General features: G+C 47.5%; 17 protein-coding genes. 8 read left to right on the top strand and 9 right to left on the bottom strand.

Annotated elements, in window-relative coordinates:
• The 5 genes from dgcN to AC51G0_RS20105 all read right to left on the bottom strand — a co-directional run bounded on the left by dgcN (position 1) and on the right by AC51G0_RS20105 (position 4,225).
• On the bottom strand, positions 1 to 1,011 hold the full coding sequence (gene dgcN / locus AC51G0_RS20125) for an N-acetyltransferase DgcN (RefSeq protein WP_496303430.1): 1,011 nt from the start codon (positions 1,009 to 1,011) through the stop codon (positions 1 to 3).
• A gap of 89 nt (positions 1,012 to 1,100) precedes the next feature.
• Positions 1,101 to 1,883 (bottom strand): ABC transporter ATP-binding protein, encoded by a 783-nt coding sequence (locus AC51G0_RS20120; protein ID WP_496303429.1) that lies wholly within the window; start codon positions 1,881 to 1,883, stop codon positions 1,101 to 1,103.
• Complete coding sequence (locus AC51G0_RS20115) at positions 1,873 to 2,643, bottom strand: ABC transporter permease (RefSeq protein ID WP_496303428.1); 771 nt, start codon at positions 2,641 to 2,643, stop codon at positions 1,873 to 1,875. Before AC51G0_RS20115 ends, AC51G0_RS20120 begins: the two co-directional genes overlap by 11 nt.
• 19 nt (positions 2,644 to 2,662) lie before the next feature.
• Positions 2,663 to 3,376, bottom strand: coding sequence for an ABC transporter permease (locus AC51G0_RS20110; RefSeq protein ID WP_496303427.1), 714 nt, complete (start codon positions 3,374 to 3,376; stop codon positions 2,663 to 2,665).
• Positions 3,377 to 3,436: 60 nt separating this feature from the next.
• A complete protein-coding gene (locus AC51G0_RS20105; RefSeq protein WP_496303426.1) occupies positions 3,437 to 4,225 on the bottom strand; it encodes an ABC transporter substrate-binding protein in 789 nt (262 codons plus the stop codon).
• Positions 4,226 to 4,413: 188 nt separating this feature from the next.
• On the opposite strand from AC51G0_RS20105, the gene AC51G0_RS20100 reads away from it, so the two are divergent.
• Positions 4,414 to 5,379: a LysR family transcriptional regulator gene (locus AC51G0_RS20100; RefSeq protein WP_496303425.1), complete on the top strand. Its 966-nt coding sequence runs from the start codon at positions 4,414 to 4,416 to the stop codon at positions 5,377 to 5,379.
• 20 nt (positions 5,380 to 5,399) lie between these two features.
• Here AC51G0_RS20100 and dhaM read toward each other — a convergent pair whose 3' ends face one another.
• A complete protein-coding gene (gene dhaM / locus AC51G0_RS20095; RefSeq protein WP_496303424.1) occupies positions 5,400 to 6,143 on the bottom strand; it encodes a dihydroxyacetone kinase phosphoryl donor subunit DhaM in 744 nt (247 codons plus the stop codon).
• Positions 6,144 to 6,660: 517 nt separating this feature from the next.
• Between dhaM and AC51G0_RS20090 the strand changes: the two genes are divergently transcribed.
• Positions 6,661 to 7,767 (top strand): autoinducer 2-binding periplasmic protein LuxP, encoded by a 1,107-nt coding sequence (locus AC51G0_RS20090; RefSeq protein WP_496303423.1) that lies wholly within the window; start codon positions 6,661 to 6,663, stop codon positions 7,765 to 7,767.
• 18 nt (positions 7,768 to 7,785) lie between these two features.
• On the top strand, positions 7,786 to 10,362 hold the full coding sequence (locus AC51G0_RS20085) for a LuxQ periplasmic sensor domain-containing protein (protein WP_496303422.1): 2,577 nt from the start codon (positions 7,786 to 7,788) through the stop codon (positions 10,360 to 10,362).
• 56 nt (positions 10,363 to 10,418) lie between these two features.
• On the opposite strand, the gene dhaL is transcribed toward AC51G0_RS20085, so the two are convergent.
• The 3 genes from dhaL to AC51G0_RS20070 form a co-directional block, all read right to left on the bottom strand.
• Positions 10,419 to 11,048 (bottom strand): dihydroxyacetone kinase subunit DhaL, encoded by a 630-nt coding sequence (gene dhaL, locus AC51G0_RS20080; RefSeq protein WP_496303421.1) that lies wholly within the window; start codon positions 11,046 to 11,048, stop codon positions 10,419 to 10,421.
• 29 nt (positions 11,049 to 11,077) lie between these two features.
• Complete coding sequence (gene dhaK, locus AC51G0_RS20075) at positions 11,078 to 12,145, bottom strand: dihydroxyacetone kinase subunit DhaK (protein ID WP_496303420.1); 1,068 nt, start codon at positions 12,143 to 12,145, stop codon at positions 11,078 to 11,080.
• A gap of 69 nt (positions 12,146 to 12,214) precedes the next feature.
• A complete protein-coding gene (locus AC51G0_RS20070) occupies positions 12,215 to 13,663 on the bottom strand; it encodes a catalase (protein WP_496303418.1) in 1,449 nt (482 codons plus the stop codon).
• Positions 13,664 to 13,968: 305 nt separating this feature from the next.
• On the opposite strand from AC51G0_RS20070, the gene AC51G0_RS20065 reads away from it, so the two are divergent.
• From AC51G0_RS20065 to AC51G0_RS20045, 5 genes are all read left to right on the top strand, one after another.
• On the top strand, positions 13,969 to 14,406 hold the full coding sequence (locus AC51G0_RS20065; RefSeq protein WP_496303417.1) for an SUF system Fe-S cluster assembly regulator: 438 nt from the start codon (positions 13,969 to 13,971) through the stop codon (positions 14,404 to 14,406).
• 41 nt (positions 14,407 to 14,447) lie between these two features.
• On the top strand, positions 14,448 to 15,902 hold the full coding sequence (gene sufB / locus AC51G0_RS20060) for a Fe-S cluster assembly protein SufB (RefSeq protein WP_496303416.1): 1,455 nt from the start codon (positions 14,448 to 14,450) through the stop codon (positions 15,900 to 15,902).
• Positions 15,903 to 15,930: 28 nt separating this feature from the next.
• Positions 15,931 to 16,671: a Fe-S cluster assembly ATPase SufC gene (gene sufC / locus AC51G0_RS20055; RefSeq protein WP_496303415.1), complete on the top strand. Its 741-nt coding sequence runs from the start codon at positions 15,931 to 15,933 to the stop codon at positions 16,669 to 16,671.
• A 71-nt stretch (positions 16,672 to 16,742) separates the two neighbouring features.
• On the top strand, positions 16,743 to 18,137 hold the full coding sequence (sufD, locus tag AC51G0_RS20050; protein WP_496303414.1) for a Fe-S cluster assembly protein SufD: 1,395 nt from the start codon (positions 16,743 to 16,745) through the stop codon (positions 18,135 to 18,137).
• Positions 18,134 to 19,417 (top strand): SufS family cysteine desulfurase, encoded by a 1,284-nt coding sequence (locus AC51G0_RS20045; protein ID WP_496303413.1) that lies wholly within the window; start codon positions 18,134 to 18,136, stop codon positions 19,415 to 19,417. The genes sufD and AC51G0_RS20045 overlap by 4 nt, the downstream gene beginning before the upstream one ends.
• Positions 19,418 to 19,432: the final 15 nt, after the last annotated feature.

Below are 19,432 nucleotides of genomic sequence, written 5' to 3'. Positions count from 1 at the left end.
TTATTTCTCCAGCTCGTCAACAATAGCAGCAACGCCGGTTCTGACTGGGTCAACAACGGGAACACCGTATTGTTCCTGATAACGTGCGATTTCCTCTAGTGCTTGCTCTTCCTCAAGGGCTGAGGTGTTCAAAGCAATTCCGCCCAGGCGAATATTGGGGTTGGTTAACGCGCCGAGCTCTAGGTTAGTTTTGATTAATGTTTCAAAATCCGGAACAGGATAGCCTTCCATATCATCCATTTGGGTACGGCCAACCTCATGGCACAAGATGATCACATCAGCTTGTGCACCATGCAAAAGCCCGAGGCTGACACCGGCATAAGCCGGATGGAACAAGGAGCCTTGGCCTTCAACAATGTCCCAATGCTGTTCATCATTTGCCGGACAAAGTTGCTCAACCGAGCCAGCCGTAAAGTCTGAGATGACTGCGTCAACGGGGACCCCGGATCCTTCAATCAAAATTCCCGTCTGGCCAGTGGCTCGGAATGATGCATTGATATTGCGGTTTGCCATCTCTTTGTGAATCGCAAGGGCGGTGAACATTTTGCCGACACAGCAGTCACTGCCCACCGTCAATAAACGTTTACCAGAACGCGGTGATCCGGTGCCGCACTCTAATGTTTGCTGGGGGTTACGCACATCAATCATCCGCTGGCCGGTACGTTGAGCGACAGCTGTTAGATCTTCGATATCATTGAGGCGAATATGCAGCCCACTAGCGATATCCATGCCTGATTCCATTGCTTCAATTAGCAGTGGGATCCACTCTTGTGGCAGCGTACCTCCCATCGGAGCCAAGCCAAGGATGAAGGTTTTGGCCCCGGCATCAGCTGCTTCTTTTATCGACATTTCAGTCAGGCCCAGGTCGGCTTTGGCTGTTTCCAGACGCATTTGGGCTAAACATTTTTCAGGACGCCAGTACGCAACCCCTTTGGCAACCTTAGCCATCAATAGGTCTTCAGCATCTCCAAGAAAAACCAGGTATGGTGTCTTCAATTCATTCGTAGTCATGGCATTATCCTTTTGCTGTGGGCATCAGTAGGCCCTTCGAACTCAATCGATGTGAATTTTCGGTGTTATAAAGAGTGTAAATCAGCGCATTAGTACTGTGACGATAAGAAACGCTGCAGATGCTCTGATTGTGGGTTGTTAAACAGTTGTTCGGGCGGGCCCTGTTCGGCGATACGCCCTTGGTGGAGAAAAACGACTTGTGATGATACGTCACAGGCAAAGCGCATTTCGTGGGTCACCATGATCATTGTTCGTCCTTCTTGAGCTAGCTCACGAATCACCAGTAAGACTTCATTGACAAGTTCCGGATCTAACGCAGATGTGGGCTCATCAAATAACATCACATCAGGATCCATGGCTAACGCTCGTGCGATGGCGACGCGCTGTTTTTGGCCTCCGGAAAGATGGTCTGGGTACATATGACGTTTCTCAAGCATACCAACACGGTCGAGCAGTGCCTTGGCCTGAGCCTCAACGTCGCTACGGTTGCGCTTGAGTACCGCGCAGGGGCCTAGCATGACATTTTCCAGCACAGTCATATGGGACCATAGATTGAACTGCTGGAATACCATGCCGAGGTGAGCACGCGTGCGTTCAATTTGTTGTTGGAAGTGCTTTGAGGTTTTCCCCTTTTTGTTCAAAGAGAGGTTCAATTCCTCACCATGCACTCGGATCCTGCCTGAATTGGGTAACTCCAGTAAGTTCAGGCAACGTAAAAATGTACTTTTCCCAGAACCGCTGGAACCAATGATACTGATGACATCGTGTTTTTTTGCCGCCAGGGAAACCCCTTTTAGAACCTCTACGTCACCAAAGGATTTGTGCAGATCATCTGCTTGCAAGGCATATTCGGTATCGGGCTTAACGAACATGGGTAGGTTCCTCCAATTGGGTGGTCATTGCCTCAGGAGCCTGAGTGTGAATATCTTGTGTTTTAATGTGGTTTTGATTGTTGTAATGAAGGTGCCGGGTCAGGCGGCGTTCAATTAGGCGCCATCCCATTACGAAGAGACTCGTGATGGCCAAGTAAAACAAGGCAGTCCAAAAGTACACTGAGATATCAAACGTCTGGGAGAAAACCCGGCGGGTCTGGCCCATGAGATCCAGCAAAGTGATCACACTGGCAATAGCACCACCTTTGAGCATCAGAATGATTTCGTTACCAAGAGCCGGGAATGCAATCCGGTAGGTATGGGGCAAAATAATCTTCCGGTATAGCAAAGGCCGTGGCATACCGATGGCAATACCAGCCTCAATTTCACCGTACGGGACGGCCTGCAGCGCACCTCGAAGGATTTCAATCTGGTAAGCTGTTGAATTCAAAGCGAAGGTAAACAGCGCACAATAATAGGGGTCACGGAAAAACCACCAGATCCCTAGTTCGGTTAACTCCGGACGAAACTGCCCCGAACCATAATAAACAAGAAATAGTTGCGCCAATAATGGTGTACCACGAAAAAAAGAGACATAAAGGCGAATAGGGAATTGGTATAGCGCAACTTTGGTCTGTCGTAGCATGGCTAAAGGTAGCGATAGCAGTAACGCGATAGCAACGGCTATGAACGTTAGCTTTAGGGTCATGACTGCGCCATCGAGCAACTTCGGCCCGTAGTTGATCAGCATTTCAAACATGGGATATATCCTTCAACAGTTATGACGCGCGAATACCGCGGTTAGCTCTTTGTTCCATTTTGGCGATGCACCACTCGAAGAAGATGCAAATCACCCAGTAGACCAGGCAGACTGTCAGGAAGAACAGAAATGGCTTTTTCGTTGCGCCGACGGCCACATTTGCCATTCGCATCAAATCACTTAAGGCGATTACAGAGACCAGCGCGGTATCTTTGACCAGGTTGATCCACAGGTTGCCCAGCCCCGGCAGTGCCAGGCGAAGCATTTGTTGTAATTCAATATGAAAGAAAACTTGTAGGCGGCTTAAGCCAATCGCTTGGCCGGCTTCCCGTTGTCCTTTATCCAGGGCTTGCCATGCACCGCGAAGCACCTCTCCGGCATATCCGCCAAACACCAGTCCTAATGCTACCGTGCCAGCGATAAAGGGACTTAGCTCAAAAAAGCCGGCCTCCGAATCGAACCACTTCAAGGTGCTGTTGATCAGCAGCCCTGCACCGTGGTAAATCATGAACAAGGTCAGTAGTTCTGGAAGCCCCCGAATTGTCGTTGTAAAAAGTAACGCCATTGAACGGGGGACAGGTTTTCCGGATACAGATGCGGCAGCAACTGCAAAGCCTAGAGTCAAGCCGATAGGTAATGTGACTAATGCCAAGGCCAGGGTTATTCCCAAGCCACTGAGCAACTCATCTCCCCAGCCGTTATTGCCAAAACTCAGGTAATCAAACCACTGCATACAGTATCCTCTGAACTTATATTTATTATTTTCTAGCTACAACTGACGGTGAATGTGGCGTTATTGCAAGGTTAAAATGTTGACCGAGAAGTATTTGTCATTGATGGTTTGATAGGTGCCGTCAGCAACAATTTCAGCCAGTGCTTTGTTTAATTTAAGCCGCAATGCATCGTCTGCCTGACGCACTGCGATGCCCACACCATCACCCACATATTTCGGGTCTGTGATGGTTTCACCTGAGAGTCTGCAGCAATTTCCGTCGTCAGACTTTTGCGTCCAATCGAGCATTGGGATCATATCGCCGACCTGCGCATCAAGACGGCCGGAAACCAAATCGAGATTGACGGCATCCTGGGTGGGGTATAGGCGGACATCCGATTCTGGATATAAGGCCGTTAGGTAGTCGGCCTGGGTGGTTGAACCCTGTGCACCGATGGTTTTTCCAGCTAGTGCATTCGGAGAGAAATCAGTCAGTGCCGAGTCTTTAGGCACCACAAACGTCATGGCAGATTTTTGGTATGGGTCGGTAAAATCGACCTTCTCTTTACGTTTTTCGGTGATAAACATAGAAGCAATCACAGTATCGTATTTACCTGCCAGAAGAGCAGGAATAATGCCATCCCAATCCTGGGCGACGAAAGTACATTTCATCTCCATTTTTTTACATAGCGCTTCGCCAATCTCGATATCAAAGCCTGCTAGCTGACCGTTGGCGGTGAAATAGTTAAATGGAGGATAGGCGCCTTCTGTGCCGATACGTAGCGTCGTTGTTTCTTTTGCCAGTGCTTCGGATAGTGGAGCCGCAGCAAGTAATGTTGATAGTGCCAATGAGCAGAGTTTTTTATTCATTATCGTTTTCCTTGGAGTCTGAGCCGATATCAATGGCTGTCCTACCGCCAAGCTCTATTGAGTCATGACAGCGTAAGTGCACAAAATGATTGTTGTGAAAATGTTAATATTTTACAAATGGATAATAATTATGATATTCATAGCGCCTCGCTATGTGCTGGATATGGCCCTTTGGATAGGACTGCAAAATGCTATCGCCCCAGGAACGCTTGTTACGAAATTTAGATTGGAACCTGTTGTATACGTTTCTCACTATTGTTGATGAAAGCAGTATTACCGGTGCCGCAAGAAAGCTGTCGCTGAGCCAGCCAAGTGTCAGTAATGCCTTGAAAAGACTCGAAGAGCATCTTGGGATGCAGCTGATAATGAGGCGAAAGGGGGTGTTTACCCTAACTTATCAGGGGCTTAGAGTGTATGAGTATGCCTCTTCAGCCAGTGGGATCCTTTCCCATATGGCGGAGCAGTTCTCGGGTGATGAAGGGGCGGTTCAAGGGGAGATAAACATACAGATCGCCAGCCATATCCATTGCCCGGCTTTTGACCAAACATTGGCACAGTTTCATTGTTTGTATCCCAATGTGTTAATGACAATTAACACTCAACCAAGTGCGGATATTGTCAGGGCGGTGGCTGATGATGAGCTGCATATTGGTTTAAGTAATAAGAAAACGTCACAAACAGGGCTATGTTTTGATTTGCTCGGTTATGAACAAATGGCATTCTATTGTTGTCGCAATCACGCCTTGTTTGGCAAAACGGATTTGAACTTAGAAGATCTCAGTGGATTGTCTTATATTTCCTTTGAAAGTGATCAACCTGGTGAAGGGCTTAACGCGATAGCCCAGTTTCGCGCCGAACAACCGTTCTGGGGAAAACTGGTGGCGGTGTCTTCGAATGAGGAAGAGATCCGTCGATTAATTCTGGCTGGGGTTGGTTTTGGTGCGCTGACCGTTGAGGGAGCAAGGCCTTTTGTTGAACAGGGGCTCTTATGGCAACTGCCGCCCTATGAACATTTACCTGTTGCTGAGGTGTACCTAGTGACGCCAGAAAACATCCCATTGAGTGACGTTGAGCAGTTGTTTGTCAATATGCTCAAGCAAGCCGTCAATGCCTCTGTTCGCGAGATCTATTTTCAATCCGAGCAGCAAAACTGAGCAATTCGTATTGCTCTGTTCTATTTATCGCTATTAGCCCCAAACAGTTTCTTAGCTTGGTTTTGCAAGGTATTGATCACTTGCTCGGCATCATGACCAAAGGCTGTGAATGTGAGTGTGTCGCCATGCTGGATACTTAATGACAGTAGATTGTTAATACTTTTGGCGTCGACTGTTTTGCCTGCTTTTTCCAACCATATTTGGGCTTCAAAAGGACGAAGAGATGCAACGAGCACTGCGGCAGGGCGAATATGGAGACCATGAGGATGATGCACTGTCCATGAAAAGCTGAGTCGTTCCTCGTGATTGAGGTGCTCATCTACAGCTTCGGGTTCAGGTTCTTCGGATTGCAATAGCTGGTCAAGCGCTTGGTATTTGGCGGCTAGGGCATTATTGGTTTCCCTGACGACGGCCTTCAGTGATAAGCCTGACGCCGCAGAAACACAAGCAGCAATACAACCTTCAACCAGTGGTGCGGCGCTGACATGCACTATTTTGCTTTGAGCAGGCTCCATTAAATCGAGCGCAGTCTCAGCGCTGAGGATCGCACTGCCTAAATCAACGAATACCAGAACACCATCTTCGGAGTACGCTTGTTCGATGGCCTCCATGACGGCGATTGTATCTGTACCTATTGGGTTTTCAGGATCATCAAGGCCTGCAGCGATGGTGATCGCAACCTTGCCTTGGGTCACCTGAGATGCCAGTTCTAGTAGCCCTTCTGCTAGCTTCAAACTGTGGGAGACAATGACAATACTGATCATAATGTAACTTTATAAGAGGTGGCTAAGATTGCCACTTCGGATATTGCGTCCGAGTGTGTGAACGCTATACCCAAGCTACCTCAAGATGCAGGATTCAGAGTGATAGCAGCATGCCCAGTTCAAGGAAAATGACGGCAGGAATGGCTGCCCCTTTCAACATCATTTGACACAGAAATGGGTTTGCTGAATCACTCCCGTAGGGCGAGTTGACTGGGCCAGTATGCTGTGTTGCTGCTTTTTAACGTAGAAGACTATGTATTCAAAGCAGCGTCTTGCCCACCAACCCAGTCATTCTCGCTGAAACGAGCATCTTGAGGTAGCTTGGGTATATTACTATTTGAGGTGAACAGTTGGTATAAATCAGGTTGTAGGAGGCCATCGTAATGTTATGATTCATTCATCAGTACATAGGTCGTTAATAACCGCACATCATATGCGGAAATGGACTATTTTTGTGGTAGGTGGGCCAACTATAGTTAGTTGCATATCAAGACCGATTAAGGATGGATTGTTAGTTATGGATAACTTGCTAATCAAACTCAATAGTGTGCTCATCATTGGCCTTTTTTCAAGCTTCGTGATGGCAGCTGATTCCCTAAAAGATTATTGGGAGCTAAATGAGTTCCTCATCGCCCACCCCGAACAAATACAATTGAGTAAAACATTTTCTGCTCAAGTTCAGCTGCCAGCACAACCACAACGGATAAAGATAAAGCGGCCATTAAAAGTTGCGGTGATCTACCCTGCAGAGCAAGTGTCCGACTATTGGCGTAGAAATATCTCCGCATTTGAGTCTAGGATGGCAGAGCTGGCCATTCCTTATCAACTGGAGCCGTTTTTCACCAAACCTTCGTTAGAGCCAAGAGAACAAAGCAGGCACTTGTTTGATGCGTTAAAAACTGATCCTGATTATTTGATTTTTACTTTAGATACCCTGCGTCATAAAAAGTTTATCGATCGTATTGTCAGCAAGGGGCATCCTAAAATTATATTGCAAAATATCACGACTCCCTTGAAGGCCTGGAAAGATAAACAGCCCTTTTTTTATGTTGGTTTTGATCACGCGACAGGCAGCCGGATGTTAGCGAACTATTATAAAGCAGCGTTCCCACGGCGTGCTGAGTATGGCATGTTGTATTTTTCTAAGGGCTACGTAAGTGCTGCTCGGGGTGACACCTTCATTGATGCGATGCAAAGTACCGAAGCCATTAAACTTAGAACCTCGTACTACACAAAAGCGAACCGTGAATCAGCCTATCAAGCAGCCATGCTGGCATTGAAGGAAAACCCTAATTTAGATTTTTTTTATGCTTGTGCAACCGATGTTGCCCTTGGGGCCGTTGATGCGATAAAACAGATGGGATTGCAAAATAAGATACAAGTGAATGGCTGGGGGGGCGGCTCTGCTGAGCTTGAAGCCATTGAAAAAGGTGACTTAGATGTAACCGTCATGCGAATGAACGATGATACTGGTGTCGCAATGGCTGAGGCAATTAAGCTTGATCTGCAAAGCAAACCTGTGCCACTGGTCTATTCTGGGGAGTTGGTGCTGGTGACCAAGGGGAGCAGCAAAGAACAAGTAACTGCTTTAAAACACCGTGCTTTTCGTTATTCCGGCCAATAACGAGATAAGGCGATATTGATGATAAAACAAAAAGAAAAACCGCTGTCTCAGATTATCTTAAGGCTATTACTGGTTAGCTTCACCGTGGTCTTCGTTGCTTTGATGGTGCTAAATTTCCAGTCTGGTTACCAGGCTGTAAAACGGGAAACCCAGCGCAGTTTTGAGCAAATTGATAAAGTGTTACATGCTGTCTTAGACTTTAAGCTTGCCGCGCTACGTTATGGCCAGGATAGCAGTATTGTTGAGTCAGCAATTCAGCAGTTCCTTGATAAAAAGGATGAGCGAGTATTAGACAATTACTTTCTTGGTCTTGATGCAAACACCCCTGAAAGTAGCCCCGACTTTCGATTTATAGTCAGTGGTCACACAGTGATCTGGAATGACAGTAATAGCCTTTATTTCGGGCTGGATGTTCCTGAGTTAACCCAACTGATTGCCGAACGCTTAACGGCATACGACTGGAATCTTCGGTCTGTAACCACCGTATTGGGTGAGAGCCAGATACTGCTCCGTAAGGCGCCTATTATCTCTGCCGGATCGGGTAAAGTTGAGGGGACACTGTACGTTGCCGTGGTACTGAATGATAACGCCTCACTGATGCAAATGATGCAAGAGGCCAGTGGCAGCCAAGCTTTGATGATCACCTATAATGGGCAGATCTTAGCCTCATCGGCCTGGCCGGACGATCCCAATTATTTAACCTTGAACCGTTATATTACCCAATCTGAGCTAGAAGCATCTGAAAACTTTTTATTGCATCAAACCTCGCTTAAGGTTGAAGATGAGTTAAGTGGTATTTCTTTTGTTACCCTACACAAAAACAACAATATAGTTACGTTAAAAAATCAATATTTGCAAAGTGCACTGATTGGGGCCGTACTGATTATAATCTTGGCCATTTTGTCCGTTTATTCTTTCCGTCAAAGCACTTTCCTACCACTAAAGCAGTTGGTTAACTATGCGCGAAATGCTGCCCAGAAAAGCAAACTCCAACCTTATAATCTTGGTAAAATCAGTGAGTTCAACCGTATTGGCAAAGCTTTTGAGGAAACCCTAGTTCAACTTACCGAGAAAGAACGTTCCTTAGATGATTTATTTAACTTTGCGTTTTCCCCCATTGTTGTATGGGACGCCGATTTAACGCTTAAACAAATTAATCCGGCCGCAAAGAAATGCCTCGGTTTTAATATTAAGAAGTCTCATTTCCTAAGTTATTTTGAACAATTTGAACGCGATGCCACCGTGTATTTACAGCAAGCTGTTGCCGGCAATATCGTTGAGGATATTGTTCTTAATACAATGCAAGGACGTTCATTTATATGGAACATGGCACCGATTATCGTCAACGGTAAGACCAATGCCGTTATTGCCCAAGGGCTTGATATCACATTGATAAAACAAGCCGAGAAAGACAGCTATAATGCTCGCCTGTCAGCGGAAGAGGCTAACAGGGTAAAATCCGCGTTTTTGGCTACCATGAGCCATGAAATACGCACGCCGCTCAATGGTATTTTAGGGATGGCACAAATCATCCAGAAAACACTGACGGAGCATGAGCAGCAGCAACAGATGAAAGTGCTTTACGATAGTGGTAACCACTTATTGACGTTACTTAATGATATTCTTGATTTTTCAAAAATTGAACAGGGTAAGCTAGAGCTAAATAAAATTGACTTTCGGCTAGAGGATTTAATCCGTTCAACTTCTGAGATTTATCAACCTTTGTGTCATCAGAAAGGGTTAACACTTGAGGTTTGCAACCCGCTTGATGCATCACTTCGCCTGTTCGCCGATGATGTTAGAATTCGTCAGATTCTGCTTAATTTATTGAGTAATGCCGTGAAGTTTACTCATTCTGGCACGATAAAATTGACAGTCGAATTAATGGCCGAAAATGACAAAAAGGTTAACTTACGGCTGATTGTTTCTGATACGGGGATCGGTATACGAAAAGAGCGGATTGACAAATTATTTGAACCCTTTGTTCAGGCTGAAAGTTCGACTACCCGAGGGTATGGTGGCTCCGGGTTAGGGTTGTCTATTGTTAAGAAACTGGTTGAACTTTTGGATGGAGAGATATCCGTAGAAAGTACGATTGGGAAGGGGACTGTTTTTGGGGTGCAGTTAACTCTGGAAAAATGGCAGGTGGCAGTAAAGCCAGCGCTGAGTGATAGCCTGAACACTGTAAAGGTAGAAGGGCTCGATGTTTTAATCGTGGAAGATAATAAAGTTAATGCTTTGATTGCGAAAGTTTTTTGTGAAAAACAAGGCCATCATGTTCAATGCGTTCAAAACGGACAACAGGCAGTCGAGATGGTAAAACAGCGAGATTATGACCTGATCCTTATGGATAACCATATGCCAGTGATGAATGGTATTGAAGCGACGAAATTGATCCGCCATGACTTAAACCGAGATACTGTTATCTTTGCCTGTACGGCTGATGCTTTCCAGCAGACCCATGATGATTTCATTGCTGCCGGTGCTGACGCAGTGTTGAGTAAACCACTAAAGGAGCTGTCTCTTTTACAAGCCCTGCAGCAATACCATGAAGGTTTGCTTAAACGTCAATATCAGCAAGCAGGGTGTTGTTGATAGAGATGACATGATTAGACTAAGCTGGTATCAGGTTGAGTTTGGCCAATTTACTTTTAGGATCTAACTGCCTTGCAGAGCGCCTCAAACAATAAATTCGATGACGTCGCGCCTGGATCCTGGTGACCAATCGAACGCTCTCCAAGATAGCTGGCGCGTCCTTTTCTAGCCAGCATATCAATTGTATTTTTCATTCCTTGCTCGCTGGCCTCTAATGCCTGTTTGAGCGCACTATCCAGCGACTTGTCCTGATTTTGATTCAGGCTGCCCATAACGGCGAGCCAGGTGTCAACCATCGTTTTATCGCCCGCTACGGCTTTACCCCGTTGTTGGACCCCATCTAGGCCGTCTTGCAGCATCTTTACTAGGTCTGGCAGATTTACCTCTTCTTTCGCTGTCACACTGGTAGCAGCACGGATAAAAAAGGTGCCATACAGCGGGCCGCTGGCTCCACCGATACTCGACAGCAATGTCATACCAGTTGCCTTCATAATAGTACCGATATCTTTATCGGCAATTTCAGGCAGTTTTTCCATAACCTTACGAAAGCCCCGATTCATATTGAGCCCGTGATCGGCATCGCCAATCTGTCGATCAAGTTCTGTCAGGTATTCCTGTTGTTCTTCAAAAGTGGCGGCAGCATTTTCCAGCCATTTAATGATCTGTTGTTTCGATATCAGTGTCATGCTGGGCGCCTCTCTTTATGTTGGCTGAATTAACAACCCCAACGCAGGGCTGGGGTGTTTACTGGTTGATCCCACAGCTGCAGCATTTCGTCATCAACTTTTAGCAGGGTGATAGAGACGCCTTGCATATCGAGTGATGTGCAATAAGCGCCGATCAGGTTGCGTTCGATGCTGATGCCATGATGATCGAGAAGCTCGGCGACTTTGCGGTAGACACAGTACAATTCAGACAGCGGTGTGCCACCCAAGCTGTTGATCAACACAATAACTTTATCGCCTTGCTCTAGCGGAGTTGTCGTCCAGCTTTCTTCAAGCCATTCAGCTTTGCCATTGTCCCAGCGACGAACCGTACGCTGGTAACTGCTGTTGTCCAGCAAGTGCGCCATCATTGCAGTGGTTGTCGTGTCACTGTCGCTAAACGGGGCACGTTTTATACCGGGTTCTCCGTGAATACCGACGCCAAATTCCATCTCGTTATCAGCCAGCTCAAAGCCTGGCTTTCCGGCTGCGGGCACAGTACATGCCGACAAGGCAATGCCGATAGAGCGCCCCTGATTAGCAATTCGTTTGGCCAGTTCACCGCACTGCTCTAGGGTAAATCCTATCTCTGTGGCAGCACCGAGTATCTTCTCAGCCAGTACTGTTGCTGCGACTCCCCGGCGCCCGGCGGTGTAGAGGCTATCTTTCACCGCAACATCATCGTCAATCAGGGCGGCCTGAACTTTAATGCCATCACCGTGGAGCAGCTCTACGGCTGTCTCAAAATTCATGACATCACCGGTGTAGTTCTTCACCAAAAATAGTACCCCTTCGCCGCGGTCTACCTGCTGGCCGCATGCATACATTTGATCTGGGGTTGGCGAGGTGAAAACTTCGCCAGGGCAGGCGGCATCCAGCATGCCCTGGCCAACAAAACCTCCGTGCATCGGTTCGTGACCGCTTCCTCCCCCCGATATTAGAGCAACCTTCGGGCGCCCCTGAGAAGCTCGGTAAATATAGCATGGGTCAAAATTCACCGTCAGTTCAGGGTGCGCTTTGGCAATGCCTTCCAGCTGCTCTTTGACCACGTTATCAACGTGATTGATCATCTTCTTCATAACGGAGCCTTTCTATCGGGGGTATCTGTCTGTTTATGTTAGTAGACCACTGCTAAATTGCTTTACCGTCTAAGGCTCAATTTTAATATCGAGCCCTTTTGCTAGTGCCTTACCTAGCTCTTTGTCAGCCTGATAGAAATGGAGAACTTGTTGCTGTTTGATCTGGTCACTCTCAACGTCACTCATTGAGGCAATAACATTGCCGATGAGTCGCTGTTGTTGGCTGGTATTCATCAGACGGAACAGGTTACCCGGCTGGGTGTAGTAGTCATCATCGTAGTCCCTGAAGTTGAAGTGTAGGGCTTCTCGTTCCAGTGCCAGCGCAGGCTCTGCATCTTGGCTCGGGGTATAGCTATCGTGATGATTCGGTGCATAGTTAAGGTTCTCACCGCCGTTATCATCGGTACGCATGCTACCGTCACGGTGGGTGGTATTGACTGAGGATTTAGGCCTGTTCACCGGAAGCTGCCCGTGGTTAACGCCCAGGCGGTAGCGCTGGGTATCGCCATAGGAAAACAGGCGGCCTTGCAGCATACGATCTGGCGAGTAACCAATCCCCGGAACGATGTTGGCAGGGGTAAAGGCAGCTTGCTCTACCTCAGCAAAGTAGTTGTCCGGATTTCGATTGAGCTCGAGAACGCCAACATCGATCAACGGGAAGTCACCATGAGGCCAGACTTTGGTGAGATCAAACGGGTGTATCGAGTACTCGTTGGCTTGCTTTTCGGTCATGATTTGGACTTTGACATCCCAGCGAGGAAATTGGCCTTCCTCGATACTCATGAACAGGTCGACCTGTGAAGACTCCCGGCTTTTGCCGACAATACCGCTAGCTTCCTCATCGGTATAATACTGGTGACCTTGCTGGGTTTTGAAATGAAACTTAACGTAAAAACGCTCGTTGTTGTTATTAATGAAGCTGAAGGTATGGCTGCCGTAGCCATTGATGTGGCGGTAATCTGTTGGTATACCTCGGTCGCTAAACAGGATCATAACCTGGTGAAGTGATTCTGGATGGCGGGACCAAAAGTCCCAGGCTGCTGTCGCGCTTCGAAGGTTCGTTTTCGGATTGCGTTTCTGGGTATGGATGAAATCTGGAAACTTCAGCGGATCACGAATAAAGAAAACCGGGGTGTTGTTGCCAACGAGATCCCAGTTGCCTTCATTGGTATAGAATTTGAGTGCGAAGCCTCGCACATCTCGTTCTGCATCAGCGGCACCTTTCTCTCCGGCAACCGTCGAGAAACGCAGCAATACATCGGTTTGTTTACCGATATCAGAAAAAATATCGGCTTTGGTATATTGGGTTATGTCATGGGTAACGGTGAATGTACCGAATGCTGCAGAGCCTTTGGCGTGTACAACTCGCTCAGGGATACGCTCTCGGTCAAAGTGAGCCAGCTTTTCCACAAGCCAGGTATCTTGCAGTAAAACCGGGCCTCTAGGCCCTGCTGTTAGGCTGTTGTCGTTATCAACAACAGGAGAACCATTTGCTTGAGTCAGTGTTTTATTCGTCATGGGACAGCTCCTTTTGGGGTCTGAGTTAAGGTTAGGCCTGTCCCATTAATTGGTAAAATGAGTTGTTTCTATTGTATTAATAAGTAAAACCGTTCAATGGCTAGGTGTTTGTATTCTCGGTTATTTGGATGGAGTATGTGTATCTATTGGCGAAGTCTATTTGTTTGTTAGTATTCACTATTCTTGTGGCTTGCATTATTACAGATATAAACAAATCACCTTTATACAGAAATAGTCTTAATAGCGGCAGAATGGAGTTCTGTAAATAGGACTATAATAGTCCTATATCGAGTGAGAGTTTGCTTATGTTGCGTGTTAGCAAATTAACAGATTATGGCTCCGTGCTGCTGAGCTATATGGCGCGCCACCCTGAACAAGTTTTTAGCACTACCTGCTTATCCCGTGCCATCTATTTGCCACCCACTACGGTGAGCAAGCTATTAAAGATACTGCACAGCAATGGCTTGGTACTGTCCACTCGCGGAAAAAACGGCGGTTATCGACTTGCATACCCAGCCCAGCAGATCACCCTGGCTCAAATCGTTAATGCGCTGGAAGGCCGGATTGCCGTAACAGAATGTTCGGTGAAAAAGGATTTGTGCCAGATAGAAAAACACTGTGAAATTCGCGACCATTGGCTTGGCATCAATCGGGTGATCTACGATAGCCTGGCTCAGGTTACTTTGCAGGATATGCTGTCTCATGAAGCAAAAACAGAGCCTCTGAGGCTGACAGAATCATAACAAGTCGATAGGTGATGTAAAGGTAATGAGGAGGGGTCGTAATGGCAACTCGAACACAAAATTTAGACCATTTTGTCAGTGACGAATATCCTCACGGTTTTGTCACCGAACTCGACGAAGACCGCCTTGAGCCCGGGTTGAGCGAAGAGGTGATACGCTGTATTTCGGCTAAAAAAAACGAGCCGGAGTTTATGCTGGAATGGCGCTTGCGGGCCTATCATCATTGGCTGACCTTGAAAGTCCCTACCTGGTCAAAATTGTATTACCCACCCATCGATTATGACAGCATGATTTATTACGCTGCGCCGAGATCGGCCGCCAGTGGGCCGCAAAGCTTGGAGGATGTTGATCCTAAGCTGTTGCAAACCTATGAAAAACTGGGAATTCCACTTCATGAACAGGCTCAGCTTGCTGGCGTTAAAGGGGCGGTTGATGCCGTGTTCGACAGTATTTCTGTTGCAACCACCTTTAAGGAAAAACTTGCCGATGTCGGGATTATTTTCTGCTCTTTTTCTGAAGCAGTACAAAATCACTCTGAACTGATCCAGAAATATTTAGGCACTGTCGTACCTTATACTGATAACTTCTATGCCGCATTAAATGCAGCCGTTTTCAGCGACGGCTCCTTTTGCTATATCCCTAAAGGCGTGCGCTGCCCAATGGAGCTATCGACTTATTTCCGTATCAATGCGGCCAATACCGGACAATTTGAGCGCACCCTGATCATCGCCGAGGATGACAGTTATGTCAGCTACCTGGAGGGCTGTACTGCACCGATGCGCGATGAGCACCAGCTTCATGCTGCGGTGGTAGAGCTGATCGCTTTGAACAGGGCAGAAATCAAATATTCCACAGTGCAAAATTGGTACCCGGGCGACAAGGACGGAAAAGGCGGGATCTATAACTTCGTGACCAAACGCGGCTTGTGCCGGGGCCAACACGCCAAGATATCTTGGACCCAGGTTGAAACCGGATCTGCCATTACCTGGAAATACCCCAGTGTGATCCTGCAGGGTGACCATTCTAGCGGTGAGTTTTATTCAGTGGCTCTAACCAATAACTGTCAACAGGCCGATACCGGCACCAAGATGACGCATATTGGTAAAAACACCTCAAGTACGATTATCTCTAAGGGGATTTCCGCTGGTCGCGGATCCAATGCGTATCGTGGACTGGTGCACGTAAGCCCGAAAGCCGTTAATGCACGCAACTATAGTCAGTGTGACTCCTTGCTGTTAGGGGATAAGTGCAGCGCACATACTTTTCCATATATCGAGGTCAAGCACCCTTCAGCCAAGGTAGAGCATGAGGCTACAACCTCAAAAATTAGCGATGAGCAGTTGTTCTACTGCCTCCAGCGCGGGATCGCACCAGAGGCGGCTGTGTCAATGATCATCAATGGTTTTTGTAAAGACGTGTTTCGTAAGCTACCAATGGAATTTGCGGTGGAAGCCCAGGCGTTGATGGAAGTCAGCCTTGAAGGCTGCGTCGGTTAAATACGATTAATAGTGGAGAAAGTACAGCATGTTGCTGATCAATGATCTACATGTCAGCGTTGATGGTAAAGCTATCCTCAAGGGCTTGAATCTGACAGTTAACTCCGGTGAAGTACACGCCATTATGGGGCCGAACGGTTCAGGAAAAAGCACCCTGGCGAATGCCTTGGCCGGAGATGAAAACTATACCGTGACAGAAGGTGAGATGCTATTTGATGGCCGGGACTTAATGACGCTATCGCCTGATCAACGAGCCTGCGAGGGGCTGTTTATGGCGTTTCAGTACCCAACCGAGATCCCGGGAGTGAGTAATATTCAGTTCCTGAAAACGGCGCTCAATAGCAAACGTAAGTATCATCAACTTGATGAGCTGGATGCTGTAGATTTTTTACAGCAGGTTAAAGCGAAAGTTGCCCAAGTAGGTATGGAGGAAAGTTTGCTTTATCGAGCTGTTAATGAAGGATTTTCTGGCGGCGAGAAAAAACACAATGAAATTTTGCAATTGCTGGTGCTAGAGCCCAAACTGGCGATCCTTGATGAAACCGACTCTGGACTGGATATTGATGCCCTGAAGATTATTGCGGAGGGTGTTAATTCTTTTCGCAATAAGGAGCGGGCAATCATTTTGGTTACCCACTATCAGCGACTGCTGAACTTTATTAAACCAGACTTTGTCCATGTATTGATGGACGGAAAAATTGTCCGCTCAGCAGGGCCGGAATTGGCGCTCGAACTGGAAGAGAAGGGCTACGGAGAGTGGGTCGCTTAAGAAACGAATTCAGGTGAAAGACTAAAGGTAAATTAAGACGTAATACCAATCGGGATAAGGTGGAGGCGGCGATGAATGCCAGCGAACGTTTCTGTAATGCTTATATTCAACACCGAGGATTGATTTTCGGGCAGCCAGATACCGCTCAACAGCTAGCCTGGCTGAAGCAGTTGCAGGACGATGCCCTAGAAAGCTTTGCAACCCAGGGGCTTCCTGGTTCTCGGGTGGAAAACTGGAAGTACACCGCCCTTAGTCAGATTGAACAGCTTGAATTTAACCGCGTCGAGCAACTTGCCCGTTCTACCGCTCCCATTCAGCCTAACGATATTCCTGTCTGTCCCGACAGTCTTCGGCTGGTATTCATTAACGGTAAATTTGAGCCAGTGCTTTCCAATCTCGGGGCCTTATCTCAGGGGCTTGTCTTATGTAACCTTGCCCAGGGGCTACTCCAATATCCGGAGCTGCTGTCTTCAACACTGGGAACAATAGCAGAAGATAAAGGCCATCCCTTTGCCGCCCTTAACGCCATGTATATGGCTGATGGTGTATTTATAAGGGTAGCGGAAAGAGCCAAAATCCAAGCGCCGATCCACTGCCTGTTTTGCAGCACAGCAACCGATAGGCCAGTGGTTAGTTCTCCTCGCTTACTGTTGGTGGTGGGGGAGCAGGCTGAGGTCACAGTCATTGAGCATTACCTAGGAAGTGAAAGTCTAGCCAATAATGAACAAGATCAAAGTGACAACCATCTGTTTACCAATTCGCTGACTGAGATAGCTCTTGGGCCTCAAGCTCGGATGCAGCACTACAAGTTGCAATCAGAGCCGGTGAACACCAGCCATATTGCCGGATTACATGTTGAGCAACAGCGCGACAGTTCATTTTGCAGCCATAATTTATCGCTAGGTGCTAGCCTGACCAGAAATGATATCTGTATCAAACTGACCGATGAAGGGGCCGAGTGCCGCTTATACGGGGCTTACTGTATTGGTGGCAAGCAGCATGTGGACTATCACACCCAGATTGATCATTTCAAGCCGGGTTGCCGTAGCCAGGAGCTTTACAAAGGGGTGATACAGGATCGCGCACGGGCGGTGTTTAACGGAATGGTCGTCGTCCACCCTGACGCCCAGCATAGCGATGCTCAGTTGATCAATAAAAACCTGCTGCTCTCGGCAAAAGCCGAAGTGGATACTAAGCCAGAACTGCAAATTTATGCCGATGATGTGAAGTGTAGCCACGGAGCGACAGTGGGCCAATTAGATCCCGCGGCATTGTTTTATTTGCGTTCGCGTGGCATCTCACCGGAAGATGCACAGACCCTTTTGATCTCGGCCTTTATCAGCGAAATACTGCAATCGATTGAACCGTTAGCTGTTCAGCGATTTCTTCAGCCCCCGGTACAGGCTAAACTGAACGCCTTGATCGGTAGTACTCCGCCTTCACAGGGAAAGGAGCAGAGATCATGACCATAAGCTGTTCACTGCCGAACAACGATCAATTATCCTTTACCACTCCGGCCTCAGTTGAACAGATTGACTGGCAAGCGGTGCGCAATGACTTCCCGTTGCTCAAGCAGCAGGTATACGATAAGCCTCTGGTCTACCTGGATAATGCCGCTACCACGCAAAAGCCCAATGTAGTGATTGAAACGATTGAGCATTATTACCGTCAGGATAATGCCAATGTCCACCGCGGGGTGTATGCCTTAAGTGAAAGAGCGACCCAAGCTTACGAAGCGAGTCGAGACAAGGTTCAAGGCTTTTTGCACGCTGCCCTGCGCGAAGAGATTGTGTTTGTCCGTGGTACCACTGAGGCGATCAACCTGGTGGCACAGAGTTTTGCCCGTCCCCGGTTAACGGCTGGCGATGAAATCCTGATCAGTGCTATGGAGCACCACTCGAATATTGTCCCTTGGCAAATTGTGTGTGAGCAAACGGGTGCCCGGTTAAAAGTGATCCCCATTACCGATTCAGGAGAAATTCAACTCGATGACTATCGCCAGCTATTGAGCAGCCGAACCAAGCTGGTTGCTATCACTCATATGTCTAATGCGCTCGGTAGTATTCCGCCAGTACAGGAAATAATTTCCATGGCTCACGCTCAGGGTATTCCCGTATTGCTTGATGGTGCCCAAGCAGCTCCGCATCTAACGGTAGACGTGCAGGCATTGGATTGTGACTTCTACGCATTCTCCGGTCATAAAGTCTATGGCCCGACAGGTATTGGGGTGTTATATGGCAAACAAGCGTTGCTGGAAGTGATGCCTCCCTACCAAGGTGGGGGCGATATGATTAGTCAGGTTAGTTTTGATAAAACCCGGTTTAACGTCTTACCCTATAAATTTGAAGCCGGCACGCCGAATATTGCCGGTGCGATAGGTCTAGGCGCGGCACTCGATTATGTTAGAAACATCGGTTTGGATAATATTGCTCGGCGTGAGCTGAGGTTACTTGATTATGCAACCCAGGCGTTGGAATCAGTTAAGGGGCTGTGTATTGTTGGTACAGCCAAGCACAAGGCTAGCATTATCTCCTTTGTACTTGATACCGCTCATCCCCATGACATTAGCTCAATTTTAGATCGTGAAGGGGTAGCCATTCGGGCTGGACACCATTGTGCCATGCCGCTGATGGATCGCTTCGGGGTGCCAGCTACTGCCAGGGCCTCTTTGGCTTTCTACAATAACGAAGAAGATGTGGATCGTCTGATGCTGGGGATGAAAGAAGTGCAGGCTATCTTTGGGTAACGACTTATTTGGGAT

This window comes from Photobacterium sp. HL06 (genome assembly GCF_059552575.1).
This window is presented reverse-complemented; position numbering and strand designations above follow the sequence as displayed.

Excerpts from the sequence above, each read along its gene's own strand:
- sufC (WP_496303415.1), top strand. The coding sequence starts at position 15,931 with ATGTTGCTGATCAATGATCTACATGTCAGCGTTGATGGTAAAGCTATC.
- AC51G0_RS20105 (WP_496303426.1), bottom strand. The coding sequence starts at position 4,225 with ATGAATAAAAAACTCTGCTCATTGGCACTATCAACATTACTTGCTGCG.
- AC51G0_RS20045 (WP_496303413.1), top strand. The coding sequence starts at position 18,134 with ATGACCATAAGCTGTTCACTGCCGAACAACGATCAATTATCCTTTACC.
- dhaM (WP_496303424.1), bottom strand. The coding sequence starts at position 6,143 with ATGATCAGTATTGTCATTGTCTCCCACAGTTTGAAGCTAGCAGAAGGG.
- dgcN (WP_496303430.1), bottom strand. The coding sequence starts at position 1,011 with ATGACTACGAATGAATTGAAGACACCATACCTGGTTTTTCTTGGAGAT.
- dhaK (WP_496303420.1), bottom strand. The coding sequence starts at position 12,145 with ATGAAGAAGATGATCAATCACGTTGATAACGTGGTCAAAGAGCAGCTG.
- dhaL (WP_496303421.1), bottom strand. The coding sequence starts at position 11,048 with ATGACACTGATATCGAAACAACAGATCATTAAATGGCTGGAAAATGCT.
- AC51G0_RS20110 (WP_496303427.1), bottom strand. The coding sequence starts at position 3,376 with ATGCAGTGGTTTGATTACCTGAGTTTTGGCAATAACGGCTGGGGAGAT.
- AC51G0_RS20065 (WP_496303417.1), top strand. The coding sequence starts at position 13,969 with ATGTTGCGTGTTAGCAAATTAACAGATTATGGCTCCGTGCTGCTGAGC.
- AC51G0_RS20085 (WP_496303422.1), top strand. The coding sequence starts at position 7,786 with ATGATAAAACAAAAAGAAAAACCGCTGTCTCAGATTATCTTAAGGCTA.
- AC51G0_RS20100 (WP_496303425.1), top strand. The coding sequence starts at position 4,414 with ATGCTATCGCCCCAGGAACGCTTGTTACGAAATTTAGATTGGAACCTG.
- AC51G0_RS20120 (WP_496303429.1), bottom strand. The coding sequence starts at position 1,883 with ATGTTCGTTAAGCCCGATACCGAATATGCCTTGCAAGCAGATGATCTG.
- AC51G0_RS20090 (WP_496303423.1), top strand. The coding sequence starts at position 6,661 with ATGGATAACTTGCTAATCAAACTCAATAGTGTGCTCATCATTGGCCTT.
- AC51G0_RS20070 (WP_496303418.1), bottom strand. The coding sequence starts at position 13,663 with ATGACGAATAAAACACTGACTCAAGCAAATGGTTCTCCTGTTGTTGAT.
- AC51G0_RS20115 (WP_496303428.1), bottom strand. The coding sequence starts at position 2,643 with ATGTTTGAAATGCTGATCAACTACGGGCCGAAGTTGCTCGATGGCGCA.
- sufD (WP_496303414.1), top strand. The coding sequence starts at position 16,743 with ATGAATGCCAGCGAACGTTTCTGTAATGCTTATATTCAACACCGAGGA.
- sufB (WP_496303416.1), top strand. The coding sequence starts at position 14,448 with ATGGCAACTCGAACACAAAATTTAGACCATTTTGTCAGTGACGAATAT.